The sequence below is a fragment of the Azospirillum sp. INR13 genome, assembly GCF_015390205.1.
GTDB lineage: Bacteria > Pseudomonadota > Alphaproteobacteria > Azospirillales > Azospirillaceae > Azospirillum.
On record NZ_VUOI01000001.1, the window covers coordinates 42,137 to 67,910 of the forward strand.

The window sequence follows — 25,774 nt, forward strand, 5'->3', positions numbered from 1 at the left end:
CACAATCGAAGTACGGATGTTGCCGTCCGCCTCCCCTTCCCTTTGCGATCCCTCCATCTTCGGCCCAGGGGATCGTCGTTTCGTTTTATGACACAAATTTGTTTTGATGATCCAACGTAGTGTATCACATTAATGATTGTCAAACGGAAAGTCCGGATTGCCTCCTATCGGCCGCCGGCGCGCTTTCCGTTCCGGTCGTCCGCGCTGTCGTGGCACTGGCCGAACCGGGTCCGGGTTTCGTATACAACTCCGTCGCGCCGCCTCGCCCGGCTCCACCCGCATCGCAAGCCGTATCGATAAGGACGTCCCCACCGCATGGCCCGCCCGCGCCGCCCCGAAGACCTTGCCGCCCAGCTGACCGAGACGATCGCGCCGCGGGCGAAGTCGCTGATCATCACCGTCTATGGCGACGCCGTGCTGCCGCATGGCGGATCGCTGTGGCTGGGCAGCCTGATCGACCTGATGGGACTGTTCGGGATGAGCGAGCGGATCATCCGCACCTCCGTCTTCCGGCTGTGCAAGGACGATTGGCTGACCAACACCCAGATCGGCCGGCGCAGCTTCTACCGCGTCACCGACAGCGGGAAGGAACGCTTCGCCGCGGCGGAGCGGCGGATCTACGCACCGCTGGCCCGCGAATGGGACCGCGGATGGGACCTGCTGATGGTGCCGCCCAACGCGCTGGACGCCGAGACGCGCGATGCCCTGCGGCGGGAGCTGACCTGGCAGGGCTTCGGCGCCGCTTCGGCCACCGTCTACGCCCACCCCAACTGCGACGAGGCGGCGATGCACCGCTCGCTGGCGGAATTGGGGGTCGCCGATAGGATCGTCCACATGAAGGCCAGCCTGGACCGGGCGGAGGGGTTCGGGGCGCTGCGCGATCTGGTGCGCGGCTGCTGGGATATCGATCAGCTCGAGCACGACTATGCGGCGTTTCTGGATCACTTTCGTCCGGTCTGGGCGGCGGTCGATGCCGCCGACACCCCGGACCCGGCATCCTGCTTCGTCCTGCGCACGCTGATGATCCACGATTTCCGCCGCATCCTGCTGCGCGACCCGATGCTGCCGCCCGACCTGCTGCCGGCCGACTGGCCGGGCCAGGAATCGCGGATGCTCACCGCAACCTCTACCGCCGGCTGGCCGGTCCGTCCGAAGCCTTCCTGATGCAGGCGGCGACCACCGCCAACGGTCCGTTGCCCGATGCGCAGCCGGCCTTCCACGGCCGGTTCGGCGGGCTGGAGAGCGTCCCGGCCGGTTGACCTGCCCCCCTGCGACAATGGGCCTTGAGACCAATGGGTGAGCGGCTGCGAACTTCATACAATTAACGCAAAAAGCGCGGTAAGCTCGGATTGTTGCCGTTCGATCGGTCCATTCCGGGATATCGCCCATGCTGACCATCGTCTACCGCAGCGAGGCCGTCTACCGGCTGCCCTACAGTGCCCTCGCCGACATCTGCCTGTTCAGCGCCCGCAAGAACCGGGAGCTGGGAGTGACCGGCTTCCTGGTGGAGTTCGAGGGCATCTTCCTGCAGGTGTTGGAAGGCGAAGCCGAGGTGGTGGAACGGCTTTACACCCGCATCGCCGCCGACCAGCGCCACCGCGGCATCGAACTGCTCCTGCGCGAGAGTTCGGCCGGCCAACCCACTTTCGGCTTCTGGGCGATGAATTTCGGACCGCTCGACACCCCGACCTTCTGGCAGGCGGTGTTCGGTTCCCCGGTCCGGATCGAGGAGTTCCGCCGCCGGTCGCACGATGCCGACTTCGCGCTCGACGTGCTTGCCCGCGCCTATATGCATGCCTGCATCCTGGCCGACGTCGATCCCGCCACCCGTGAACTGGTGCACGGCAACATCCCCTGCTTCGCGCCCGGCTGATTTCAGGCCGGCGCCGCCTCCGCGGTGGCGGGATCTCGATACCATTTCATCTGAGAAGATTGGCATCTTGAACGAATTGATCTGGATCAATTCGCCGCTTCTGCATGCTTTCCCCTTAAAATCAATGGATTATGCCAAACGCCCCCGCAGGTAGAAGTGATACAGGAAATCTTGAGATAAGCCGTTCTCTGTGTCATATAAAGACCACAGGGCGCCGATGGAAAAGTGAGCGCCCGCCGAAATGTCCCGGAGGAAACGCCCCCATGTCCAAGGACTACACCCCCATCGCCAACACGATGGAGTTCCCGCCCGCCACGCCGCAGCCGAACGTCTATCCGCTGTCCTGGGTGTCGCAGACCAAGAAGCTGGAAGAGGTCTACGCCGCCGCCCAGCGCGAGAACTGGGACCCGGCCAAGCTGCCCTGGGACAGCTTCGACGTGTCGCGCTACAGCTGGGAGGAGCGGGAGGCCATCGCCTATTGGTGGACCATCCTGTCGGTGTTCGACGCGTCGGCCCCGCCGGTCTTCGCCCATGCCCTGATCAAGACCTACGAGGTGCATGAGGAGGATCCTGTCCGCCGCTGCTTCTTCTCCGTCACCCGCGACGAGCAGAACCACGAGCAGATGTGCGGGCTGGCCATCACCAAGCTGCTGGAGGCCGACAGCCCGCTGACCTACGAGCCGAAGACCGATCTCGGCCGCCGGCTGCAGAAGAACGCCCACTGGCTGTACTACAACGGCGGGCGCTATTGGGACGGCTACAAGAAGGCGGTTCCGAAATACTCGCTGGCCGTGCTGTTCAGCTCCTTCCTGATGGGCGAGATCGCGGCGGCGACCATCTTCCACCAGATGGCGGCCGGTTGCAGCGAGCCGGTGTTCAAGGAAGCCTTCCGCAACATCGGCCGCGACGAGGGCCGCCACATGGCGATCTGCATGTCGGTGATGGAGCGCGACTATCCCCATCTGGCGGTGGAGGACAAGTCCGTCATCACCAAGCAGATCCGCGCCGGCTACCTGTTCCTGTCCGCCGTCCTGTTCGAACCGCCGCCCCAGTTCTGGGATTTGCCCGACGACTTCATCGCCACCCAGCGCGAGGCCGAGGCCATCGCCCGCAACGCCGGCTTCCACATCCCGGATTACGAGGCGAAGAAGGAGAACTGGCGCAACGCCATGCTGAACCTCAAGGGCGTGCTGGACCGCTACGGCATCCCGTTCCCGGCGATCCCGGAGGTCGGCATCACCGGCGAGGAAGTCCGGGACGTCGACATGGACGAGATCATCCCGGTGTTCTGAGGCGGTTCGTCAGAGCGCCAGCCCATTTGCCCCCACCCTAACCCTCCCCCGCTTCGCAGGGGAGGGAACCGCCGCCACTCTCCCGCATCAGCACTTGCTCCCTCCCCTGCATCGGACCGGCCTCCGGTCGGCCGAGAGCGGGGGAGGGTCGGGGTGGGGGCAAGTGTCCCTCTGTAAAACGACCCCAAGGATCCCCCCGGTGAGCCGCATCCGCCTCCACCCCTCCGGCCGCACGGTCGAGTGCCGTGACGGCGAGACCGTCCTGTCGGCGCTGGAACAGGCCGGCTACGCCCTGCCCAACAACTGCCGCGCCGGCGCCTGCGGCGAATGCAAGGTCAAGGTCCTCAGCGGCCAGTTCGACCAGGGCATGGTCCTCGACATGGCGCTGTCCCAGGGCGAGCGGAAGGACGGCTATGGCCTGATGTGCATGGCCAAGCCGATCTCCGAAGAGCTGGTGATCGAATACGGCACCGCCGACGCCCAGCCCAAGCTGTTCCCGCCGCGCGAGAATGTGCTGTTCATCGTCACCGACCGCATCCCGCGCACGCCGCGCATCGTGGAACTGCGCCTGCGCCCGCTGGGCCAGCCCCTGCGCTACTGGCCGGGCCAGTATGTGATGCTGGGCGACGCCGCGGCCGGCGCGCCGCCGCGCTGCTATTCCATCGCCAACGCGCCCCGCCCGGACGGCGAGATCGTGTTGCAGGTCACCCGCGTCGACGGCGGCCCGACCAGCGGCTGGATCCACGACACGCTGACGGTCGGCAGCATGGTCAAGCTGTCCGGCCCCTACGGCACCTTCATCGGCGACCCGTCGGTGGACAGCCCGGTGCTGTGCATGGCCGCCGGCTCCGGCCTCGCGCCCATCCTGGCGCTGACCGACGCGGCGCTGCGCCGCGGCTACCGCCCGCCGGTGACGCTGCTGTTCTCCGCCTGCACCCGCGCCGACGTGTACGAGCTGGGGCTTCTCAGCTACTGGCAGGCCAAATACCGCAACTTCAAGGTCAAGGTGACGCTGACGCGGGAAACCAGCCCGGATCACCTGACGGGCCGCATCCCCGCCATCCTGCCCGGCCTGTTCCCCGACCTGTCCGGCCACGCCATCTTCACCGCCGGCAGCCCCGCCTTCGTCGAGTCCTGCGTCGCCGCCGCCCGCGCGCTGGGCGCCAGCGACGACCGGATCCACAGCGAAGGCTACGTCTCGCAGCACATTCCGGAAACGCTGCCGGCCGACCGGCTGATGGCGGTGGGGTGACCGGAAGACCGGACCCTCAAGCCTTGTGGACGCCGGCGATGAAGCCGTCGATCTCGCGGGTCAGATCCTTCGACTGGCCGGCGAGCGCGGCGGCGGCGGCGAGCAGCTGGTCGGCCGCCGCACCGGTATCGCCGGCACCCGCCCGGATGCTGCCCATGCCGCCGCTGACCTCCTGCGCCCCGTCGGCCGCCTGGATCACGCTGCGGGCGATCTCCTGCGTCGCCGCCGCCTGCTGATCCACCGCCGCCGCGATGCCCGACGCGATGCGGCTGACCTGGGCGATGGTCTCGCTGATGCCGTGGACGGCGGTCACCGCCTCATGCGTCGCGTCGCGGATGCCCTTGATCTGGCCGACGATGTCCTCGGTGGCCTTGGCTGTCTGATTGGCCAGGTTCTTCACCTCCGACGCGACGACGGCGAAGCCCTTTCCGGCCTCGCCCGCGCGCGCCGCCTCGATGGTGGCGTTCAGCGCCAGCAGGTTGGTCTGGCCGGCGATCGAGTTGATGAGTTCCACCACCGCGCCGATCCGCCCGGCGCTCTCCGCCAGCCCGGCGACGGCCTCGTCGGCCCGCCTGACGTCCGACACCGCGGCGTCGGCGATGCGGGCGGACTCCGCCACCTGCCGCCCGATGTCCTGGACCGAGGCGGACAGTTCCTCCGTCGCGGCGGCGGCGGTCTGCACATTGTCGGCCGCGGCGCGGGCGGAAGCCGCCACCTGCTCCGACCGGCCGAGGCTCTGGTCGGCGATGCCGGTCAGGGCGCGAGCGGTCGATTCGAGCTGCTGGGCGGAGGAGGCCAGCGCCCCGGTCAGGCCGCCGACGCGGGTCTCGAACGCCTTCTGCAATTCGGTCAGCGCGGCGGCGCGGGCCTCCTTGGCCTGCCAGTCGGCCTGCTGCTGGCGGGCGAGTTCCTTTGCCCGGACCAGCCCCTCCTTGAACACCTCGACGGCGCGGGCCATGCCGCCGGCTTCGTCGTCGCGGTCGGCGCCCGGCACCGTCGCCTCCAGGTCGCCGGCCGCGAGCCGGTCCATGGCGGCGGTGACGGCGGTGACCGGCCGGGCGATGCCGTCGCCGACCTTCCACGCCACCAGACAGCCCAGCGCGACGCAGCCCAGGCTGACCAGCACGGTCAGCAGGGTCAGCCGGTTGGCGTCGGCCATCACGCTGGATTGCGGCGCCGCCACCATGAAGGACCATGCGCCGTCCGCGCCGGAGAAACGCACCGGCGCAAGCCGCAGGTAATGGGGGGCGCCGGCCAGCGTGACGATGCCGTCGAACGCCCGCCCCTCGGCGACGGCGCGGCGGGCCGCTTCCGGCAGGTCGTCGGCGGCCTTCGACAGCTTGCCGTCGTCGGGATGGGCGACATAGAGGCCGGAACCGGTCAGCACCGCCGCGAAACCGTCGCCATAGGGCTTCACCGAACGGACCACGTCGGTCAGGCCGGTCAGCGCCATGTCGACCCCGGTGACGCCGATCACGCGGCCCCCGCCGGCGGTCCCATCCATCACCGGCGCCGCGGCGCTGGTCATCAGCCGCTTGGTGAAGTCGTCGAGATAGGGTTCGGTCAGCACCGGCTTCCGCGCCGCGGCGGCCGACTTGTAATATTCCTTCTCCTGCACGTCGGCGAAGGGATAGCCCTCGCTGTCGTCGGCCTGCACGCCCTGCGCGCCCGGCAGCCACAGCAGGCTCATCCGGCCGGTCTTGGGCAGGCCGAGGATCTCGGCGGAGCGGTCATGGTCGGCGAAGGCCGCGTCCCGGCCGTCGAACCCGTCGTGGGCCATGTCCACCCACACCCCGGCATAGAGCGGATTGGCTTCGGCGACGCGGCGCAGATAGCGGTTCACCGTTTCGCGCCGCGGTGTCCCGGTGGACCGTTCCACCTCCACCAGCGCCGCGGCGGCGCGGGCGGCGTCCAGCGCGGCGGAGATATCGGCGGAGACCCGCGCGCCATGGCGGTCCGCCATCTCGGCAGCCAGGGTCACGGCGGCCTTGTGCCCGGCGTCGCGCGACAGGGTGAGCGACACCGCCGTCACCGCGGCGGCACCCGCCGCCAGGACCGCCGCCACGCCGATGATGATCTTCGTCCTGAACCGAGCCTTCATGCCGCGCGCCTTCGTCCGGTCCGCCCAATGTTCGGGAACGAACGGCAAGGCGGCACCAAATAGGAATAAGGAGCGGCACCTTATAATCGATAACGATGGGATGGCACATCAATTTTCGGGACTTGCGGGTTGGCAGTTCAACCCCAGAACCGCTTCCGGACCGGCAGGCGATGTCACGACGGCAGGCGGATTGATTTTGCTGCAACCGCGAAAAAGTGCCGGCAGGGCAAATCCACCCCCACCGGCACCTCGTTTCACACCCTTCAATTCGGCAGGGCGCCGGATTTCACGCCTCTGCCGGTTCCAATTTACGGACCGTCGTACCGCACCACCTGCTGGTCGATGGCGCCGAACACGCTGGCGCCGTCCTTGTCGAACAGCTCGATCCGCACCCGGTCGCCGAAGCGCATGAACGGTGTCTTCGGCGCACCGTGCTCGATGGTTTCGATCATCCGCAGCTCGGCCAGACAGGAATAGCCGACGCCGCCGGCATCGACCGGCTTGCCGGGACCGCCGTCCAGCTTGTTCGACACCGTGCCCGAGCCGACGATGCTGCCGGCCGCCAGACGGCGGGTCTTGGCGGCATGGGCGATCAGCGTTGGAAAGTCGAAGGTCATGTCGACACCGGCATTCGGGCAGCCGAAGGGCTCGCCGTTCAGCGTCGTCACCAACGGCCGGTGCAGCTTGCCGCCGTCCCAGGAATCGCCCAGCTCGTCCGGCGTCACCGCGACGGGGGAGAAGCTGGAGGCCGGCTTGGACTGGAAGAAGCCGAAGCCCTTGCCCAGTTCCGCCGGGATCAGGTTGCGCAAGGACACGTCGTTGACCAGCATCAGCAGCCGGATATGGCCGCCCGCCGTCTCCGCCGGGACGCCCATCGGCACGTCGCCGGTGACGACGGCGATCTCCGCCTCGAAATCGATGCCCCAGGCCTCGGTCGCTGCCGGGATCGGGTCGGTCGGCGCCAGAAAGCTGTCCGAGCAGCCCTGATACATCAGCGGATCGGTCCAGAAGCTGGGCGGCATCTCCGCCCCGCGCGCCTTGCGGACCAGCTCCACATGGTTGACGTAGGCCGATCCGTCCGCCCACTGGTAGGCGCGCGGCAGCGGCGAGGCCGCCGCGGCCGGGTCGAAGGGCCGGCCGGCCGCCGGATCGGCGTTCAGCGCGCGATAGGCCTCCTCCAGCTTGGGCGCCAGTGCCGTCCAGTCGTCCAGCGCCGCCTGGAGCGTGCGGGCGATCTCCGCCACCGGGGTGGCGCGGGTCAGGTCGCGCGACACCACGACCAGGGTGCCGTCGCGCCCGCCCGCCTTCAAACTTGCCAGCTTCATTCGTCTCTTCCCTTCCTTGGAATTCAGCGTCCGGCAGCCTTATGGCCGCTCATTTCGCTTTCCAGCTGTCGGCGTAGCCGCCCCATTCGACGCCTTCCATCGCCGGATAGACGTCCAGCGGGTCGCGGGTGTCGATCATCACCGCGACCTCGTCGGTCTCCTTGCGCTCGAACTTCTGCGCCACCTCGTAGGCCTTCGGATGCGGCCCGTGCGGGAAGCCCGAGGGGTGGTAGGTCACCATGCCGGGATGGATGTTGTCGCGCGAGAAGAACTGGCCGCGGTGATAGAACAGCACCTCGTCGAAATCCTCATTGGAGTGATAATAGGGCAGCTTCAGCGCCTCCGGGTCCGACTCGATGGGCCGCGGCACGAAGGTGCAGATGATGAAGCGCCCTGCGATCCAGGTGCTGTGCGCCGAGGGCGGCAGGTGGTAGCGGTGGCTCATCAGCGGCCGGATGTCGCGCCAGTTCAGCCGCACCGGGGCGAGGTCGCCGTGCCAGCCCACCGCGTCCAGCGGGTTGAACGGATAGGTCATGGCGCAGAGCTGCCCGCGCTTCTTCACCCGCACCAGCGTCTCGCGCTCGTGCTTCTGCTCCTGGAAGGCGTCGTCCAGCGCCGGCACGTCCAGCACCGCCGGATCGAAGATGGCATGGGTGCCGACCAGCCCCTTGTGCGGCAGCTTGTAGGCGTCGTTGGTGGCCTCCACCATCAGCACCATCACCGCCTCGTCGGTCTCCAGCCGCCAGCAGGTGTTGCGCGGCAGCACGACATAATCGCCCTCTCGCACCTCAAGATGGCCATAGTCGCAGAACAGGTGGCCGCCGCCCTGGTGGAAGAACAGCAGGTCGTCGCCGTCGGCGTTGCGGACGAGATGGTCCATCCTGCCCTTGAAGCGCCACAGCCTCACCTGCGTCGCCCCGTTGCCCATCAAAGCCGGCGCCTCCAAAGGGCAGCCCGGCATCTGATCGACATGGTTCAGGTCGAAGGCGCGCGGGCGCAGCGGCCCGTCGAAGCTGGTCCAGCCGGTCGGCGGATGGGCATGGTGCATCTGGGTCGCCGGGCCGAAGAATCCTTCGCGCCCCATCTCGCGCTCATAGGTGCCGGCGGGAAGCCGGACATGGGCCTGACGCGACGCGGTGCCCTCGACCTTCGGAAACGAAATCCAGTTCTTCATGACGCTTCCCCCTCAATGCCGCAGGCCGCTTCCATGTCGGGCGCCGGCAGGCTTGTTCCGTTGCCACCATTTTAGTTTCGTTTGAAACTGTTGCAAGAGCCAAATTCCGGCGCAGGATGGGGACACCCGCGATTCTTCCCACAGACGATGCCCGCCGATGCCGCCCGCCCGCCGTTCCCGCACCCCCTCACCCTCTTCATCATCCGGCCCGGCGGATCGGCCGGCGCTGCACCTGACGCGCTTCCTGCCCTACCGGCTGTCGGTGCTGGCCAACACGGTCAGCCACACGCTGGCCAAGCTGTACGAGAAGCGGTTCGGCATCACCATCCCGGAATGGCGGATCATCGCCGTGCTGGGCAGCGGCGAGACGATGAGCGCCGGCGAGATCGCGCAGCGCACCGCGATGGACAAGGTGCAGGTCAGCCGCGCCATCAGCCGCATGCTGGAGTCCGCGCTGATCCTGCGCGAGTCGGGCGACACCGACCGGCGCAAGGCCCTGCTGACCCTGACGCCCAAGGCGCTGGCGATCTATGCCGAGATCGTGCCGATGGCTCTGACCTATGAGGAAGAGGCCACCGACGCCCTGTCGATCGACGAGCGGGCGCAGCTCGACACCCTGCTGTCCAAGCTGCAGGCCCGCGCCGACCAGCTCGCCACCCGCCCGGCGCCGGTCAGCGCACAGGGGGAGCCGGTGGAAGAGTAAAGCCGCTCATCCCCCCTTCAGCTTGTGCAGCGGCTGGCTGGTGCCGGCATCGACGCGGCCGCGGCCGGGTTCCTCCGCTTCCAGGGGGGCGCAGGCGACCATCGTGGCGAGCGAACGGCGGGCTAGGCGCTGGTACTCGTCGGTTCCTTCCGACTTCCAGGCGACTTCGTCCGGCCGCAGCTCGCGCATCACCTTGGCCGGCAGACCGGCGGCCAGCGTGCGCGGCGGCACGACGAAGCCGGCCTTGACGAAGGCCATGGCGGCGACGATGGACTCCTCGCCGATCTCCGCCCCGTCCATCACCACCACATTCATGCCGACCAGCGCGTTGCGGCGGACGATGCAGCCGTGCAGCACCGCGCCATGGCCGACATGCCCGTCCTCCTCGACGATGGCGTCGTGGCCGGGGAAGGCATGGAGCGTGCAATTGTCCTGCACGTTGCTGCCCCGCTGCAGCACGATCCGACCGAAATCGCCGCGCAGGCTGGCGCAGGGGCCGACATAGCAGCCCGGTCCCACCACCACGTCGCCGATCAGCACCGCGGAGGGATGGACGAAGGCGGTCGGATCGATGACGGGGATCACCCCGTCGATGGCGTAGACGGTCGGACGCGGCAAGGTGGGCGTGATGGTGGGAGCGGTCATGATTGGCGTTCCTCGGTGTCTCTATCCGGTCTTTTGCCGCAAGGCTACACCGCAGCGCCCTATACGCGATACTGATTTTCAGTCATGGTAGCTTTCCCTGTATCGTGTCCATATCCGTCGCGCTGAGCGCTTGATTGGTATCAAATGAAACTGTATCGTTGGCAACCATAGCGGTTCGTTACAAGCCGGCGCGCAAAAGCGCTCGATCATGGTTTCCGAGGGAGGAAACGCCCAATGCACGCGACCTTCAGCTATCCCAAATACAGCTTCATACCGTCGGAGGAACAGCGCACCGGCAGCGTCCGGCGCCACCCTGTGGTGGTCATCGGCGCCGGCCCGGTCGGGTTGACCGCTGCGCTCGACTTCGCACGCAAGGGCGTGCCGGTGGTGGTGCTCGACGCCGAGGACACCGTCAGCGTCGGCAGCCGCGCCGTCTGCTATGCCAAGCGCGCGCTGGAGGTGTGGGATCGGTTGGGCGTCGGTCAGCGCATGATCGACAAGGGTGTGGTGTGGAAGATCGGCAAGGTCTTCAACGGCGACAGCATGGTCTACCAATTCGACCTGCTGCCGGAGCCGGACCACAAGATCCCCGCCTTCATCAACCTCCAGCAATATCACCTGGAGGATTTTCTGGTCACGCAAGCGCGCGAGAGCGACCTGATCGACCTGCGCTGGCTGTCCCGCGTCATCTCGGCCAAGCAGGAGGCCGACCATGTCGTGCTGCAGGTCGAGACGCCCGACGGCGTCCATGCGGTGGAAGCCGATTGGGTGATCGCCTGCGACGGCGCCAAGTCGTCGGTGCGCAAGATGCTGGGGTTGGAGTTCCAGGGCGAGGTGTTCAAGGACCGCTTCCTGATCGCCGACGTGGTGATGAAGGCCGATTTCCCGGCGGAGCGCTGGTTCTGGTTCGACCCGCCCTTCCACCGCAAGCAGTCGGCCCTGCTGCACATGCAGCCCGACAATGTCTGGCGCCTGGATTTCCAACTGGGCTGGGACGCCGACCCGGAGGAAGAGAAGAAGCCGGAGCGCGTCATTCCCCGCGTCCAGGCGATGCTGGGCGCCGACACGCCGTTCGAGCTGGAATGGGTGTCGGTCTACACCTTCCAGTGCCGCCGGCTGGAGCGCTTCCGCCATGGCCGCATCCTGTTCGCCGGCGATTCGGCGCATCAGGTCTCGCCCTTCGGTGCCCGCGGCGCCAACAGCGGCGTGCCCGATGCCGACAATCTGGTGTGGAAGCTGGCGCTGGTGCTGGACGGCAAGGCGCCGGACTCGCTGCTGGACAGCTACAGCGACGAACGGGTGGCGGCGGCGAAGGAGAACATCCTGAACTCCACCCGTTCCACCGACTTCATCACGCCGAAGAGCGAGATGAGCCGCGTCTTCCGCGACGCGGTGCTGGAGCTTGCGGTCGACCAGCCCTTCGCCCGCTCGCTGGTCAATTCCGGCCGGCTGTCCACCCCCACCACCTACACCGACAGCCCGCTGAACACGCCGGACGCCAACGCGTTCGCCGGGAAGATGGTGCCGGGCGCGCCGGCCACCGATGCACCGGTGGAACGCGACGGCCAGCCCGGCTGGCTGATGGAGGCGCTGGACGGCCGCTTCACCGTGCTCTACGCCGCCGGTGACGGGCCGGTCCCGGCCGAGGTGGCGGAGGCGCTGGACGGCCTCGCCACCGGACCGTTGCCGCTGGCATGGCACGCAGTGACCGAGCGGCGCCGCGGCATCGCCAGGGAACTGGTGGACTGCGCCGGCCGCCTGCGCGAGCGCTACGACCTGACGCCGGGCAGCGTCTATCTGATCCGCCCCGACCAGCACATCGCCGCCCGCTGGCGCCGCTTCGACGCCGCGGCCCTGTCCGCCGCGCTGGCCCGCGCCACCGGCCGCTGACATACGAACTTGTGGAGCCCACCCATGGCCAAACTGATGACCGAGCAGCGCTTCGCCAGCCCGGACGACGTCTACCAGCTGCTGATCGACAGCCACCGCGACCTGACCCCCGACCAGAGCACCCGCCTGAACGCCAAGCTGATCCTGCTGCTCGCCAACCACATCGGCGACGCCGAGGTTCTGGCCGAAGCGCTGCGGGTGGCGCGGCAGGGGGTGGAGTGAGGGACTAGTGGTGCAAAGTTAGACCCCCACCTAACCTCCCCCGCTTTGCGGGGGAGGGACTGCCGCCGAACGCCGACGAAGGTCCAATCCCCTCCCCCGCCCAGCTCTCGCACAAAGCTCCGCTTTGTGCGAGAGCTGGGCGGGGAGGGTCAGGGAGGGGGCATCGTCAGCCGACACCCCACCACCTCCCCCACTGACGCCAAGCCCAAGATGGCGTACAAAAGGCGCAAGCCCCCCTCTTGCGGAGACTGCGCCCGCCATGATCCTGCGCCGCCTGATCGCCCTGCTGTTCATGCTGTCGTGGTGCGGACCGGCGCTTGCCGAAGGGCTGGTGCAGGCTCCGCTGTCGATCCCCGCGCGCTTTCCCGACGGATCCTCCGCAACGTTGGAAGCGATGCTGCTGCGGCCGGACGGCCCCGGTCCCTACCCCATCGCGATCATCAGCCACGGCACCCCGCGCGACCCGGCGGAACGGGCGCAGATGACGCCGTTGCGCTATCTGCCGGAAGCCCGTGAGTTCGCCCGGCGCGGCTGGGCGACGGTGGCGGTGATGCGGCGCGGCTATGGCGGATCGGACGGTCCCTACAGCGAAACGACCGGCGCCTGCAACAACCCCGACTACCTGCATTCCGCCCGGCAGAGCGCCGAGGACCTGCGTCAGGCCGTCCGCCATGTGGCGACCCAACCCTATGCCGATCCCGGCCGCGTCATCGCGGTGGGCGTGTCGGCCGGCGGGCTTGCCAGCATCGCGCTCAGCGCCGATCCCCCGCCCGGGCTGAAGGCGGCGATCAGCTTCGCCGGCGGGCGCGGCTCCATCGCCGACAACGAGGTTTGCCGGGAAGAGCGGCTGGTCGCCGCCTTCGGCACGCTGGGCCGCAGCTCGCGCGTTCCAACCCTGTGGATCTATGCCGAAAACGACCTGTTCTTCGGCCCCGACCTCGCCCGACGCCTGTGGGAGGCTTTCACCCATGAGGGCGGCCGGGGCGAGTTCATCGCCGCACCGCCGAACGGAAAGGACGGGCATTCCTTCTTCAGTGCCGCCATCGCGGAATGGACGCCGATGGTCGACGGGTTCCTGGCGCAGAACGGGCTGGTTCCGCGCAAGACGCCGATCGCGCTGTCCCTGCCGGCTCTGCCGCCGCCACCCGAACTGTCCGCCGCCAACCGGGCCAAGTTCCCCACCTATGTCGCGGCCGGCGGCAACAAGGCCTTCGCCGTGTCGCCCGATGGCGCCTATGGCTGGAAATCCGGCCTGCGCAGCCTGGACGCGGCGCAGGAGGGCGCACTGGAGACCTGCGCGAAGCATACCCGCCAAAGCTGCCGCATCGCCTACGTGAACGACCGCCCTGCCGGTGCCGGTGCCGATATGGCCGCCGCGCCGCAGGAAGGACCGCTCGGCACGCAAGTCAGGCTGGAGCCACCGCCCGAACTGTCCGACGCCAATCGGCCGAAATTCAGCGCCTATCTCGGAGCCGCCGGCCGCAAGGCCTTCGCGGTGTCGCGGGACGGCGCCTTCGGATGGAAGTCCGGCATGGCCAACGAGGACGCCGCCCGCCGCGGCGCCCTGGACAACTGCGCCAAATACACCCGCCACACCTGCTATGTGGTGATCGTCGACGACCGGCCGCTGCGCTGAGGCATGAAGCAAAGAAAAAGGCCCGTCCGGCATCCCGGACGAGCCTTTTCCTCAACAATCGCCCCCTCGTCAGCGCGGAGCCAGCACCATGACCATCTGGCGGCCTTCGAGCTTCGGCATCTGCTCGACCTTCGCCAGTTCGGTCAGCTCGTCGCGGACGCGGACAAGCACATTCATACCCAGATCCTGGTGCGCCATTTCCCGGCCGCGGAAGCGCAGGGTCACCTTGACCTTGTCACCCTCCTCGAGGAATCGGCGCGCCGAGCGCATCTTCACGTCATAGTCGTTGTCATCGATGTTCGGCCGGAGCTTGATCTCCTTGACCTCGATGATCTTCTGCTTCTTGCGGGCCTCGTTCGCCTTCTTCTGCGCCTCGTACTTGAACTTGCCATAGTCGAGGATCTTGCAGACGGGCGGTTCGGCCTGGGGAGCGATCTCGACCAGGTCGAGGCCGGCATCCTCGGCGGCCAGCAGAGCATCGCGCAACGACACCACCCCGATCATCTCGCCGTCTGCACCGACGAGACGAACGGAACGAGCCGAGATCTCCCGGTTAACCCGCGGGCCATCGCGGGTCGGGGCGGCTTCGGACGGGATCCTGGCTATGGACGCTTCTCCATGGTCTGAAACCACGTGGAAGCCGGCCGTCCGGAGGAGCAGCCGGCGGCGTCGCGTGGTCGGTTAAAACGGCGAGTCGGTCACGGTTTCGCCGGCGGGCGATCTCGCTTCCTCAACCAGTTTAGCCACGGCGGCGTCGAGGGCAAGAATTTCCTGATCCTTGCCGCCCAGCACGCGGAGCGCGACCGTCCGCTCGTCCGCCTCGCGCTTTCCGACAACCAGCATCAGCGGCACCTTCTGCAGGCTGTGCTCACGGACCTTCAGGTTGATCTTCTCGTTGCGGGTGTCGAGTTCGACGCGCAGGCCCTTGCGCTTCAGCAGCTTGGCCACTTCCTCGGCATAGCCGTCGGCCTCGCTGGTGATGGTGGCGACGGTCACCTGGACCGGCGACAGCCACAGCGGGAACTTGCCGGCGTAATGCTCGATCAGCATGCCGACGAAACGCTCCATCGACCCGAGGATCGCCCGGTGCAGCATGATCGGACGATGGCGGGCGCCATCCTCGCCGATATAGCTGGCATCGAGTCGCTCCGGCAGGTTCGGATCGTACTGCAGCGTGCCGCACTGCCAGGTCCGGCCGATGGCGTCAGTCAGGTGGAATTCCACCTTCGGGCCGTAGAAGGCACCCTCGCCCGGCAGCTCCTCATACTCCAGCCCGGCGTCGCGCAGCGCCTGGGCCAGCGCGCCTTCGGCGCGGTCCCACAGCTCGTCGGCACCGGTGCGCACGTCCGGACGCAGAGCCAGCTTCACCGAGATCTTGTCGAAGCCCAGGTCCTTGTAGACGCCGAGCTGCAGCTTGAAATACTCGGCCGCCTCGCTCTGCACCTGATCCTCGGTGCAGAAGATGTGGGCGTCGTCCTGGGTGAAGGCGCGGACGCGCATGATGCCGTGCAGCGCGCCCGACGGCTCGTTGCGGTGGCAGGCGCCGAACTCCGCCATGCGGATCGGCAGGTCGCGGTAGGAGCGCAGGCCATGGCGGAAGATCTGGACATGGCCGGGGCAGTTCATCGGCTTGATGCCCAGCAGCTTCTCGCCGCCATCGGCCTCCACCTTGAACATGTTGTCGCCATACATGTCCCAGTGGCCCGACGCCTTGAACAGCGAGCTGTCGATCAGCTGCGGCGTCTTGACCTCGACATAGCCGGCACCCTTCAGCTTGGTGCGGATGTAGGTTTCCAGCGTCTGGTAGAGCGTCCAGCCCTTCGGATGCCAAAAGACCGAGCCGACCGCCTCCTCCTGCACATGGAACAGGTCCAGTTCCTTGCCCAGCTTGCGGTGGTCGCGCTTCTCCGCCTCCTCGATCTGGTGCAGGTAGGCCTTCAGCTCCTTCTCGTCGCGCCAGGCGGTGCCGTAGATGCGCTGGAGCATGGGGTTGCGGCTGTCGCCGCGCCAATAGGCGCCGGCAACCTTCATCAGCTTGAAGCCCTGGCCGACCTTGCCCGTGGTCATGGCGTGGGGGCCGCGGCACAGATCCAGCCAGTCGCCCTGGCGGTAGATCGACACCGGCTCGCCCTGCGGGATCGCCTCGATCAGCTCGGCCTTGTAGTGCTCGCCGAGCTTCTTGAAGTAGGCGACCGCCTCGTCGCGGTCCCAGACCTCGCGGACGATCGGGATGTCGGCCCCGACGATCTCGCGCATCTTCGCCTCGATCTTCTCCAGATCCTCGGGCGTGAACGGCTCGTCACGCGCGAAGTCATAGTAGAAGCCGGTGGCGATCGACGGGCCGATCGTAACCTGCGTGCCGGGATACAGCTTCTGCACCGCATCGGCCAGCACATGGGCGGCGTCGTGGCGGATGACCTCGAGGGCGTCGGCGTGGTTGCGCGTGACGACCTCGATCTTGGCGTTGGTAGTGACGGTGGTGGTGAGGTCCTTCACCGTGCCGTCGACCTTGACGGCAAGCGCATCTTTGGCAAGGCGCGAACCGATGGACTGGGCGATCTCAAGCCCCGTCACCGGCCGGTCGAACTCCCGCACGCTGCCGTCGGGCAGCGTGATGGCGATGTTGGACGTCACCGAAGTCACCATTTACTAGTGTTGCGTATCACCCGCATCGGGTGCCCGGACTTGGCCGGGAACGCGAAATTTCCATCGCCGCGTGGGGGAATGTCAAGCGCGGTGGCGGAAATCAAGGGCTCCGGGCAACTCATGGCTTTATTTTTGCCACGCCCGCCGTATATCCTGTGAATATCCGGCATACAGCCATCGCAGCGGCAAGGAGGCCACGCGCATGCAGGTCCAACTCGCAAGATGGGGCAACAGCCTGGGCATCCGCATTCCCAAGGACATCGCCAGTCAGGTGGGGCTGCGCGACGGCGCAAGGGTGGACATTCACGCCGAAGGCGACCGGATCGTCATCACCGCAGATCGCCCCCGTTACAGCCTTGATGAACTCATGAAAGGCGTCACGCCGGAGGCGATGCGGGAGGCGTTCGACTGGGGTCCCGATGTTGGTCGTGAGGTCGTTGAGGAATGACTGAAGAGGACTGGGAACCAGAAGCCGGCGATCTCATCTGGACTGACTTCGATCCACGGACGGGGCGTGAGCAGGGCGGGCGCAGACCGGCACTGATCGTGTCACCCCGTGCATTTTGGCAGGCGACACGCTTTGCAATCGTATGCCCGATCACCACGCGCGTTCGCCCATTTCCAAGCAGTGCCGTATTACCGCCGGGCCCGCCGATCTCCGGCGAAATCCTGACCAGTCATGTTCGCAGCATCGACACCATGGCCCGGCCGCTGCTGTTTTCCGGCGCACGCGCTCCATCGGCAATCCTGGCCGAAGTCCGAGGAAAGCTCGCCGCGCTTATTGGACTTTAGAAACCCAGCCTCACTCCGGCTTCCGGCTCAGCCGCGGTTCGCCGAACAGATAGCCCTGGCCGAAGTCGAAGCCGGTGTCGAGCACCTCGACCAGTTGGTTCTCGGTCTCGATCTTCTCGACGATCAGGTCGATGCCGTCTGCGGCACAGCGGTGGCGCAGTTCGCGGATGCGCCCTGCATTGGCGGGATCCAGCACCAGCGCGCGGTCCAGCTTGATGCAGCGGAACTCGTGCCGCAGCAGGCGGTCCAGGTCGATGGAAAGGTCGGTCACCTGATCCATCGAGAAGCGGAAGCCCAGCCGCGCCAGTTGCGACAGGATGCCCATCGTCACCGCCCCGCCGGCGCGCAGATCGTGCTGGCTCAGCTCGAACACCAGCTTCGGGACCAGAGCGTGGTTCTGCGCCATCATGTTCAGGAACTGGCGCATGAACTCCGCATCGGCCAGCGTCGCGGCGGAGATGTTGGCGAAGAAGCCGATGGCGTGCTGGCGCCGCTCCGTCTCGCGGATCAGCTGGACGCAGCGGACCAGTTGCAGGTTGTCGATGGTGGCGATCAGTCCCTCGCGCTCGGCGATGTCGAGATAGCGGTCGGGCATGATCTGCTGCCCATCGGCGGACCGGACGCGCGAGAACACCTCGTAGAAGCGGTGCTTGCGCTGGGGCAGGCTGACGATGGGCTGGAGATAGACGTCGATGCGGTCGGCCTTCAGCGCGTCGCGCACCGCCTCCAGCACCGCGGCGTCGTCCATCGGGGCGGCGGAGGGGGGAGTCGGCTCCGGAACCGGGGACGGCATCGCCGCCGGACGCCGGACTCCGCTGGGGACGCCGCTGGGGACGCCGCTGGGGGCGCTGCCGGGTGCCGGCGGGCGCGGGGCGCGCCGTTCGGTCAGGCGGGCGACCAGCGACTGCAGGAGCTTCACCTCCTGCATCACCGCATCATAGCGGACGGTGCTTTCCGGCGCGGCGCCCGCATCGGAAGCAAGGCGCTGCTCCAGCAGGTGGGCCAGTTCTTCCACCCGGTCGTTCAGGCGGGCGATGCGGCGGGCGGCCTTGCGCTCGCGCTCCAGCCGGGTCACCACGTCATGGAGCAGCGCCCCAGCCAGCACCACCAGCGCCCCGGCCAGCCACGCCACAAGCGGATCGGCCTCCGGGCGCAGCGCCCAAAGGGCGGCACCGGTCGATATTCCGGCGATCAGGTAAGCCAGCGCATAGACGAGGTGCGTCAGCAGGGTCATCGCGGAAACCACGGTGGTGGAAACGACAGTGCAGGATCAGCGGTGATCCGCCCCCACCGCCTCGGCGACCGAGCGGAAGCCGTCGCGGCGCAGCAGTTCCGCCAGTTCGCGGCGGATGCGGTGGACCACCGCCGGCCCGGCATAGACCATCGCCGAATAGAGCTGAACCAGCGAGGCGCCGGCCCGGATCTTGGCATAGGCGTCCTCGCCGGCCGCCACGCCGCCCACCCCGACGATCGGCAGCTTGCCGCCGGTCAGCGCGTAGATCTCGCGCAGGACGGAGGTCGATGGCTCGAACAGCGGACGGCCGGACAGGCCGCCGGCCTCGCTGCGCATCGCCGCCGGGATGCCGTCGGGCCGGGCGATGGTGGTGTTGGAGACGATCAGCCCGTCGATGCCGGACTCCAGCGCCACCGCGGCGATGTCGCTCTTGTCCTCCACCGTCAGGTCGGGGGCGATCTTCAGCAGAAGCGGCGGATTGCGGGTCAGGCCGCAGGCGGCCCGCGCCTCCAACACCCGCTCCAGCAGGGCGCGCAAGGGATCGCGGCCCTGCAGCGCGCGCAGGCCCGGCGTGTTGGGGGAAGAGACGTTGACGACCAGATAGTCGGCCAGCGGCGCCAGCCGGCGCACGCCGATCACGTAATCGTCGGCGGCGTCCGCGGTGTCCTTGTTCTTGCCCAGGTTGGCGCCGACGATGCCGGGCGCGCGCTTGGCCGCCGCGCGGCGGCGCTCCAGACGCTGGGCGAAGGCTTCCAGCCCCTCGTTGTTGAAGCCCATGCGGTTGATGACCGCCCGCTGCTCCACCAGCCGGAACAGGCGGGGGCGCGGGTTGCCGGGCTGCGGCCGCGGGGTGACGCTGCCGGGCTCGACGAAGCCGAAGCCCAGGTTCAGCATGGCGTCGACCACTTCGGCGTTCTTGTCGAAGCCGGCGGCGAGCCCGACCGGATTGGTGAAGTCCAGCCCCCAGACGCGGGTGTGCAGCGCCGGTTCGTCCTTGCCACGGGCCGGCGGGACCAGTCCGGTCTTCAGCGCCTTGATGGTCAGGCCATGCGCGGTCTCGGGGTCGAAGCGGAACAGCAGTGGCCCGGCAAGCGGATAGAGGTCGATCACGGAACGAGATCCTGGAGGGTAAAGGGAAAGCCGGCCGGGAAGTCGTGGCGCCCATCCGGCCCCAGCGGCAGCGGGTCGGCCCGCAGCACGGCATCCACCGGCAGCGGCCCGTAAAGATGCGGGAACAGCTGTCCGCCGCGCGAGGGTTCCCAACGCAGGGCGGCACCCAGCCGGTCGGCGTCCACCGTCAGCAGCAGCAGGCCGTCCTGGCCGGCGCGATGCTTGGCGGCGCTCTCCACCACCTGTCCGGCGGTGGAGAAATGGATGAAGCCGTCCCGGACATCCTGCGACGAACCCGGGTAGCTGCCGGCCGGGCGGGCGGCGTCCCACTCGTCCGCGCGGCACATGTGGTGGATAATTCGGTCGGTCATGATGGTCGGACACTATCCCAAGGCGCGGCCACCGGCCAGACGCATCAAAGCCGCAGCCCGAAAGCCGCAGCGTCTCCCGGCGCGGCGCGTCCCATGCCTTGGGGTCCGCAAGGAGACGGCCACAACGCAAGATCGACTCCCCGATTGCAATTCCGCACGCGTCGCGCGTTGCATTTTGCAAAGCACACTCGAAACTATTCGGCATTTTGCGGGTATTTTTGAGTTTCCGCCGCCTCCATTCCTGCCGAAACGGCGTGCCATCCAGTTCACCCCCCGCGATTCCAAGGGCCGGAGCCGCTTTCGCCGGTTGGCATTGCTTTTGCTGTGACAGAAGCAAGTCAACGGAGGACCCGTCATGAACGCGATTTCCATGAGCCTGATGAAGAAGACCCAGTCCTGCGACACGGACCTGGGCGCCTCGGTCACCGCCATGGGCGCGCTGTGCGAGCCGGGTCAGACCGCGGTCCCGCTGAAGCCGAGCGCCACCATGCTGGCGGCAGGCGCGCGGGCCGGCGGCGTGTCGGTCGAGGTGGCCTGGAAGATCTACCAGGCGATGATCCACCACGCCGACTGAGCCGCCTCGCCCATTGCGGCCGTTGACGGTCAGCGCCGTCCGCCCTCGAAGGGCATGAAGCCGGAATCGAGCTTGGTCTCGATTCGCAGCAGATGGTCGGTCAGGCGCTGTTCCACATCCTTGAGCGTCGCGAAGGAGACGTAGGTCTTCGCGACCTCCAGCTTGTAAGCGGCAAGATTCTCGCGCACCTGCGCCTGAGCCTCCTCCGCCCGGGCGCGCAATTCGTCCAGCGCGCTGTCGGCATCCTTGCGCACCCGCGCGATCAGCCAGAACAGCCCGCCCATCGCCGGCAGTTCGACCGCGGTGATCCACCAGGCGAGATCCAGGCCTCCGGTCAGGGTGTCGTGCATCGGGGTCTCCTGTGGTTGAGGTGAGTGAAGATCGGAAAGGCCGTTTTGTCGAAGGCACGCCATCGAAGCCGGAACCGCTCATGATCGACCGTCATCCCCGCGAAGGCGGGGATCCAGGTTTTCGATCCAAGCGCCTGTTTCGGATGGATTCCCGCATTCGCGGGAATGACGGTCCGCAAGGGCGAATCGATGGCTTTGACGAAAGAGTCCGGTATCGGCCGCGACAGCCGCTCTCAAAGCTCCCAGTCCGACGGCGCCACCACCGTGCCGACACCCCGCCAGTCGGGGCGGCGTTTGGGGGCAGCGGTCGCTTCTTCGAAGCGGAAAGGTTCGGCATTGAGGCAGCCGGCCACCGCGTCCAAGCCGTCGTCGGACCCGCGGTAGCGGCCGTCCGGACGCCAGTCGCGCATTTCCCGGATCAGCGGCGTGTCCCATACCGACCGGTGGGCCAGCAGGCGGCGGTCGGCCATCAGGGCGTTGAAGGCCTCGGTGATGCGCTGGGCCTTGGGCTTGCGGCTGGTCTGCTCCACCACGCCGACGGGCAGCCGGTCATGGCGCAGCCGCTCGCGCAGCAGGCCGGGCAGGAAGCGGCCCAAGCCGTTGATTTCGATATGGATCGACGACAGATGGTTCTCGGCGAGAAGGCGGGAGACCTGTCCGCACTGCTGATCGGCCTCCGTCTCTTCCAAACGCGGGTCGACCGTCAGATACAGCACCCTGTGCAGGTAGAACATGTTGTCGGTGCCGCCGAAAACCACGGCCACCACGCTGCCGTCGCCGCTTTTCGTCTTGCCGTCCACGTCCAGCCGGGCGAAGGCCGGGTCCCACCAGCAGGAGGCGGAGACCAGCCGTACCCCGTCCAGCGTCAGCACCGCCCGACCCAGAGCCTCGCGATACACCAGCTCCGCGTCGTAGCGGCCGAGCTTTGCGACATCCAGCATGCCATCGGCGACGCTGACCGGGCGCAGCAGCATCTGGCTGGTGAACTTGTTGGGGCCGGTGGATTTGCGAATGCGGGCGACATGGGCCTCGCCGAAGCGCTCCTTCCAGGTGTAGGTGCGCTTGCCGCCCTCATCCTCGGTATAGACCGGCAGGACCAGCCGCTCGAATCCGTCCAGGAACGGCGGGCTGCCGTCGTCGGTCTCCTCGGCATAGAGGCTGTCCTGCGCATGCGGCGTCCCGACATAGAGCTGCGCCCCACCCGGCACCAGCACATATTCCAGCTCCGACAGACGTTCACGCAATGCTGCGCGCTTGACCGCGGTGTCGGCATTGCGCGGCACCTCCACGTCGTCGCAGATCACCACGTCGGCACGGCTGCCGGTGATGTTGCCGCCGATGCCAGCCGCCGCCATCGACGGATCGCGCAGTTCCATCGGCCGCACGACCGTGAACTGGTCGGCCGCCCACTGGTCGCGCTCCCTGGCCGGCGGTTTCAGGTGGCTGCAATCGGGATGGCGTTCCAGGATGCGCTTGACGTTGCGCACCATCTTGGTCGCCAGCCGCATGTCGGCGGCCAGCACCAGCAGCCGGCGGTTGGGATCGCGCAGCAGAAGCCACGCCGCGAACAGCCCGACCAGGGTCGATTTGCCCGACCCGCGGAAGGCCATCAGCAGCATGCGCCGGTTCTGCCCGGCCATGCATGCCTCCAGCCACCCCGCCATCCGCCCATGGTGGGCGGGGGTCTTCAGCTCCACCATCTCGTTCCAGCCCCGAACGAAGGCGCGAAAGCTGTCCTCCTTCCCCGCTCTCATGGATTCCGCCCCAGGATGTGCCAGCCGGCGCCGTTCGACATCACCGTCACCGCATGGCCCTGGGCGGCCAGCGCGATGGACTCGCTGTCCGGTCCGCCGCCGCCGGCCTGGGTGACGGTGACGCGGTTGCCGCCGGTGTCGGACTTCTTGATGGTGACCGTCCGCCCGACCGCATGCGACGCCGAGGGCGCCGGCAGCCGCACCTCCACCGCGCCGCTCCAGGCGCTGACCAGATAGAGCTGCTGGTTCAGATCCGGCTCGAACAGGCCGGGGGTGTCGTGATAGTGGGCATTGCCCGGCTGGCTGTTGCCGGCAACGATCCACCAGCCTGCCCCGTTCGACACCAGCGTCACGAAGTCGTAGCGGTTGCCGAGCGACAGCACCCGCCCGTCCGGCCCCGGCCCGCCGGTCTCCGTCACCGTCAGCGGGTTTGCGGAGGCATCGGTGCGCTTGATCGTCACCGCATGGCCGTTGGCGGTCTCGGCCTTGGGTAGACGCAACTCCACCGGCCCACCATAGGCACTGGCCAGATAGACGGAACTGCGCAGGTCCAGCGCCACCACCCCGCCCTGGACCGGCTCCACATAGTCGGTGTCGTAACGCAGCGCCTCCACCACCAGTTCGGTGATGCGGCTGCGCTGAAACCGGTTCTTCTCCGGATAGCCGGCATTGACCGCGGTGTATTGCCCGCCCGAGCGGTCGAGGATCGCCGGCCCGGCGGCGGCGGAGAACAGGTTGACGATCGCCGTCTCCACCGACCCGGCATCCAGCTGCAGGTTCGGCAGGGCGCCCAGCGACTCGGCATAGAAATTCACGATCAGCGTCTTGTCGGTGACGGCACCGACGCGGAAGCAGGCCTCCGCCCCCGGCCAAAGGTTGGCCTCGCAGTCGAAGAAGGCGTTGTTGTAGCGCCCCTGCTCCACGAAGAAGCCGCAGCCGGTCATCGGCGCCGACAGCGAATAGACCCGCACCGCATGAAACCGGTTGGCGTTCGGCGTGTCGCCCGCTCCCGTCCGCGTCAGCCACACCCCATGGCGCGACGGCCGCGCCACCAGCACGCGGGCGATGTTGTTCCAGTAGCAGGGCAGGTTCGGGTCGATGGAACCGTCGAAGACCAGCCCCACCTCCGGCTCCCACAGGGTCAGGTCGGTCAGGCTGTTCTGCACGCAAGGCCCGTCGCGCCCGAACAGCCGCACCCCCGCCCTGCCCTGCTCCAGCCGCAAGCCCGACAGGGTGGCGTAGCCGTCCGGCAGGTGGACGAGGTCGAAGCCGTTTGACGCCCCGCGGATCACCGATGACTGCCCCGCCCCGTACAGCGTCTGTCCGTGGCCGAGCGTCAGCGTGTTGGCGATACGATAGGTCCCCGGTGGCACGAACACGGCACGGGCGGAGGTCAGCGCCGTTTGCAGCGCCAGCGTGTCGTCGATCAGCCCGTCGCCCACCGCGCCAAAATCCTTGACCGACACGAGGTCGGCCAGCTTGTCGCGCACCGGCCGCGCGGTGGCCCCGGCCCCTGGCGGCACATAGGTCGCCAGCGCCTCCTCGTCCACCGGCGGGCGGACGGTGGGGTTGCCGGCGCTGTCGAAGGCCAGCAGTTTGCCCTGGCGCAGGCCCCGCTCGGGCAGCAGGGGGGAGGCCGGCAGGTCGCTGTCGCCATAGCGCAGCATCAGCTCCTGGTCGCCCGCCACCTGCTGGAGCATTGCGGTCAGCCGGTCCAACTCGCCATTGAGGGCGGAGGCCGGCAGCGGTCCGCTCTCGCCGAAATCGCTGCGCCGTTCGATGGGCAGGCGGCGGCGCAGCAGGACCACGGTCCCCTCGGCCGGTGCCGCGGCGAAGGTCACCGCCCCGCCTGCGGTCGTCCCGGCCCCGGCGACCGCATAGCCGGTGCTCTGGAGTGCGGCGCCCAGGAAGACCTGGAGATCCTCGTCGGCGAAGATCGGAAACGGGTAGGTGAAGACCCGTTGCGCGCCGTCGGCAAGATACTGCACGCGCGGGGTTCCGCGCGGGATGAGAAGCGACGTGGACATCGGGGGCTCCGCGAAAACGGACACAAGCTCGCTCAGAAGAACTTGCTCATGTATTCCAGCCGCTGGCGGTCGGCGAGTTGCGACAACTCCAGCAGGTTGCGGCGCTTGGCCTCGTCCAGGCTCTGCTGGATCGCGGCGCGTTTCAGCTGGTCGGTGGCCTGCGCGTCCTTGCGTTCGGTCTCGCTGGAGTTGGTCAGCCCCAGCAGGATCGCCTCGCCCGAGCCGTCCTGCGCAGTGACGCCGCGCGCGCCCAGCCCGGCGCGGGTCTTGCTGACCGCCTGACGCAACGCGGCCATACGGCGCTGTTCGGCGGCGTCCGCCGCGGCGGTCAGCTGGGCAAGCTGGGTCTGGGCGTCGGTTTCCTTGGAGCGGACGGTCTGCTCCTGGCTGGCGCGCAGTTGGGCCAGCGTCTGCTCCTGGGCGGAGCGGAAGTCGTCCATTTCCTTCGCCCGTGCCGCCGCCGCCGCAGCAGCGGCCGCCTCGTCCTTCTGGCGCTGAAGCTCCTGCTCCCGTTGACGCAACTCGGCATCATGCGCCCACTGGCGGGCCTGCGCTTCGGCCTCCAGCTGGGCCTGCTGCTGGCGGGCGACGGCTGCGGCCTGGGCGTTGCGTTCGGCCGCCGCCGCTTCCTCGCGGTACTTCTGTTCCAGGGCCGCCTGTGCCGCTGCGGCCTGTGCCGCGTCCTGCTGGCGCTTGTACTCCAGTTCAGCAGCGGCCTGTTGTGCGGCGGCACCGGACTGGCCGGCATTGGCGCTGCGCACGGTGCCGATGACCGAGTTCGCCAGCGGCAGTGCCGTGGTCAC

24 protein-coding genes are annotated in these 25,774 nt (G+C 68.0%); 11 read left to right on the top strand and 13 right to left on the bottom strand.

Annotation, left to right across the window (positions count from 1 at the left end; all coding sequences use genetic code 11):
* Window positions 1-315: 315 nt before the first annotated feature.
* The 4 genes from paaX to F1643_RS00230 all read left to right on the top strand — a co-directional run bounded on the left by paaX (window position 316) and on the right by F1643_RS00230 (window position 4,417).
* Window positions 316-1,164 (top strand): phenylacetic acid degradation operon negative regulatory protein PaaX, encoded by an 849-nt coding sequence (gene paaX, locus F1643_RS00215; protein ID WP_255542259.1) that lies wholly within the window; start codon window positions 316-318, stop codon window positions 1,162-1,164.
* A gap of 223 nt (window positions 1,165-1,387) precedes the next feature.
* On the top strand, window positions 1,388-1,873 hold the full coding sequence (locus F1643_RS00220) for a BLUF domain-containing protein (RefSeq protein ID WP_194909698.1): 486 nt from the start codon (window positions 1,388-1,390) through the stop codon (window positions 1,871-1,873).
* A 263-nt stretch (window positions 1,874-2,136) separates the two neighbouring features.
* Complete coding sequence (locus F1643_RS00225) at window positions 2,137-3,165, top strand: hypothetical protein (RefSeq protein WP_194909700.1); 1,029 nt, start codon at window positions 2,137-2,139, stop codon at window positions 3,163-3,165.
* A gap of 199 nt (window positions 3,166-3,364) precedes the next feature.
* Entirely contained in the window at window positions 3,365-4,417 is a 1,053-nt protein-coding gene (locus tag F1643_RS00230) for a 2Fe-2S iron-sulfur cluster-binding protein (RefSeq protein WP_194909701.1), read from the top strand.
* A gap of 16 nt (window positions 4,418-4,433) precedes the next feature.
* Here the strand turns inward: F1643_RS00230 and F1643_RS00235 are convergent, their stop codons facing one another.
* The 3 genes from F1643_RS00235 to F1643_RS00245 form a co-directional block, all read right to left on the bottom strand.
* Complete coding sequence (locus F1643_RS00235; protein WP_194909703.1) at window positions 4,434-6,518, bottom strand: methyl-accepting chemotaxis protein; 2,085 nt, start codon at window positions 6,516-6,518, stop codon at window positions 4,434-4,436.
* Between the two features lie 308 nt (window positions 6,519-6,826).
* Window positions 6,827-7,843, bottom strand: a complete 1,017-nt coding sequence (locus F1643_RS00240; RefSeq protein ID WP_194909705.1) for a fumarylacetoacetate hydrolase family protein — start codon at window positions 7,841-7,843, stop codon at window positions 6,827-6,829.
* 49 nt (window positions 7,844-7,892) lie between these two features.
* Entirely contained in the window at window positions 7,893-9,017 is a 1,125-nt protein-coding gene (locus F1643_RS00245; RefSeq protein ID WP_194909707.1) for a homogentisate 1,2-dioxygenase, read from the bottom strand.
* 157 nt (window positions 9,018-9,174) lie between these two features.
* Here F1643_RS00245 and F1643_RS00250 point away from each other — a divergent pair, with 157 nt between their 5' ends.
* Window positions 9,175-9,720, top strand: a complete 546-nt coding sequence (locus tag F1643_RS00250; RefSeq protein ID WP_194909708.1) for a MarR family winged helix-turn-helix transcriptional regulator — start codon at window positions 9,175-9,177, stop codon at window positions 9,718-9,720.
* A gap of 6 nt (window positions 9,721-9,726) precedes the next feature.
* Here F1643_RS00250 and F1643_RS00255 read toward each other — a convergent pair whose 3' ends face one another.
* The gene (locus F1643_RS00255; protein WP_194909709.1) at window positions 9,727-10,365 is read right to left on the bottom strand and encodes a transferase hexapeptide repeat family protein; all 639 of its coding nucleotides are present in this window, start codon (window positions 10,363-10,365) and stop codon (window positions 9,727-9,729) included.
* Window positions 10,366-10,599: 234 nt separating this feature from the next.
* Here F1643_RS00255 and F1643_RS00260 point away from each other — a divergent pair, with 234 nt between their 5' ends.
* From F1643_RS00260 to F1643_RS00270, 3 genes are all read left to right on the top strand, one after another.
* A complete protein-coding gene (locus tag F1643_RS00260) occupies window positions 10,600-12,255 on the top strand; it encodes an FAD-dependent oxidoreductase (protein ID WP_194909710.1) in 1,656 nt (551 codons plus the stop codon).
* A 24-nt stretch (window positions 12,256-12,279) separates the two neighbouring features.
* Entirely contained in the window at window positions 12,280-12,477 is a 198-nt protein-coding gene (locus tag F1643_RS00265; RefSeq protein ID WP_014248756.1) for a DUF2783 domain-containing protein, read from the top strand.
* A 259-nt stretch (window positions 12,478-12,736) separates the two neighbouring features.
* Window positions 12,737-14,113 (top strand): CocE/NonD family hydrolase, encoded by a 1,377-nt coding sequence (locus tag F1643_RS00270; protein ID WP_194909711.1) that lies wholly within the window; start codon window positions 12,737-12,739, stop codon window positions 14,111-14,113.
* A gap of 69 nt (window positions 14,114-14,182) precedes the next feature.
* On the opposite strand, the gene infC is transcribed toward F1643_RS00270, so the two are convergent.
* Together infC and thrS are read right to left on the bottom strand one after the other, a co-directional pair.
* Window positions 14,183-14,746: a translation initiation factor IF-3 gene (gene infC / locus F1643_RS00275; protein ID WP_370540421.1), complete on the bottom strand. Its 564-nt coding sequence runs from the start codon at window positions 14,744-14,746 to the stop codon at window positions 14,183-14,185.
* Between the two features lie 48 nt (window positions 14,747-14,794).
* Window positions 14,795-16,759 (bottom strand): threonine--tRNA ligase, encoded by a 1,965-nt coding sequence (thrS, locus tag F1643_RS00280; RefSeq protein WP_194909712.1) that lies wholly within the window; start codon window positions 16,757-16,759, stop codon window positions 14,795-14,797.
* A 202-nt stretch (window positions 16,760-16,961) separates the two neighbouring features.
* Here thrS and F1643_RS00285 point away from each other — a divergent pair, with 202 nt between their 5' ends.
* Together F1643_RS00285 and F1643_RS00290 are read left to right on the top strand one after the other, a co-directional pair.
* Entirely contained in the window at window positions 16,962-17,207 is a 246-nt protein-coding gene (locus tag F1643_RS00285; protein ID WP_194909720.1) for an AbrB/MazE/SpoVT family DNA-binding domain-containing protein, read from the top strand.
* Window positions 17,204-17,551, top strand: a complete 348-nt coding sequence (locus F1643_RS00290; RefSeq protein ID WP_194909728.1) for a type II toxin-antitoxin system PemK/MazF family toxin — start codon at window positions 17,204-17,206, stop codon at window positions 17,549-17,551. Before F1643_RS00285 ends, F1643_RS00290 begins: the two co-directional genes overlap by 4 nt.
* 10 nt (window positions 17,552-17,561) lie before the next feature.
* Here F1643_RS00290 and F1643_RS00295 read toward each other — a convergent pair whose 3' ends face one another.
* Genes F1643_RS00295 through F1643_RS00305 form a run of 3 tightly spaced genes read right to left on the bottom strand, consistent with a single transcriptional unit; the run spans window position 17,562 to window position 20,266 of the window.
* The gene (locus tag F1643_RS00295; protein ID WP_194909729.1) at window positions 17,562-18,785 is read right to left on the bottom strand and encodes an EAL domain-containing protein; all 1,224 of its coding nucleotides are present in this window, start codon (window positions 18,783-18,785) and stop codon (window positions 17,562-17,564) included.
* Window positions 18,786-18,821: 36 nt separating this feature from the next.
* On the bottom strand, window positions 18,822-19,895 hold the full coding sequence (locus F1643_RS00300) for a quinone-dependent dihydroorotate dehydrogenase (protein ID WP_194909730.1): 1,074 nt from the start codon (window positions 19,893-19,895) through the stop codon (window positions 18,822-18,824).
* On the bottom strand, window positions 19,892-20,266 hold the full coding sequence (locus tag F1643_RS00305) for a DUF952 domain-containing protein (protein WP_194909731.1): 375 nt from the start codon (window positions 20,264-20,266) through the stop codon (window positions 19,892-19,894). The genes F1643_RS00300 and F1643_RS00305 overlap by 4 nt, the downstream gene beginning before the upstream one ends.
* Window positions 20,267-20,621: 355 nt before the next feature.
* On the opposite strand from F1643_RS00305, the gene F1643_RS00310 reads away from it, so the two are divergent.
* Entirely contained in the window at window positions 20,622-20,840 is a 219-nt protein-coding gene (locus tag F1643_RS00310) for a hypothetical protein (protein ID WP_063635317.1), read from the top strand.
* Between the two features lie 29 nt (window positions 20,841-20,869).
* Here F1643_RS00310 and F1643_RS00315 read toward each other — a convergent pair whose 3' ends face one another.
* The 4 genes from F1643_RS00315 to F1643_RS00330 all read right to left on the bottom strand — a co-directional run bounded on the left by F1643_RS00315 (window position 20,870) and on the right by F1643_RS00330 (window position 25,774).
* Window positions 20,870-21,190 (bottom strand): hypothetical protein, encoded by a 321-nt coding sequence (locus F1643_RS00315; RefSeq protein ID WP_149222382.1) that lies wholly within the window; start codon window positions 21,188-21,190, stop codon window positions 20,870-20,872.
* Window positions 21,191-21,423: 233 nt separating this feature from the next.
* A complete protein-coding gene (gene terL / locus F1643_RS00320; protein ID WP_194909733.1) occupies window positions 21,424-22,944 on the bottom strand; it encodes a phage terminase large subunit in 1,521 nt (506 codons plus the stop codon).
* Entirely contained in the window at window positions 22,941-24,971 is a 2,031-nt protein-coding gene (locus F1643_RS00325) for a glycosyl hydrolase family 28-related protein (RefSeq protein ID WP_194909735.1), read from the bottom strand. The genes terL and F1643_RS00325 overlap by 4 nt, the downstream gene beginning before the upstream one ends.
* A gap of 32 nt (window positions 24,972-25,003) precedes the next feature.
* Window positions 25,004-25,774, bottom strand: a complete 771-nt coding sequence (locus F1643_RS00330; protein WP_194909737.1) for a hypothetical protein — start codon at window positions 25,772-25,774, stop codon at window positions 25,004-25,006.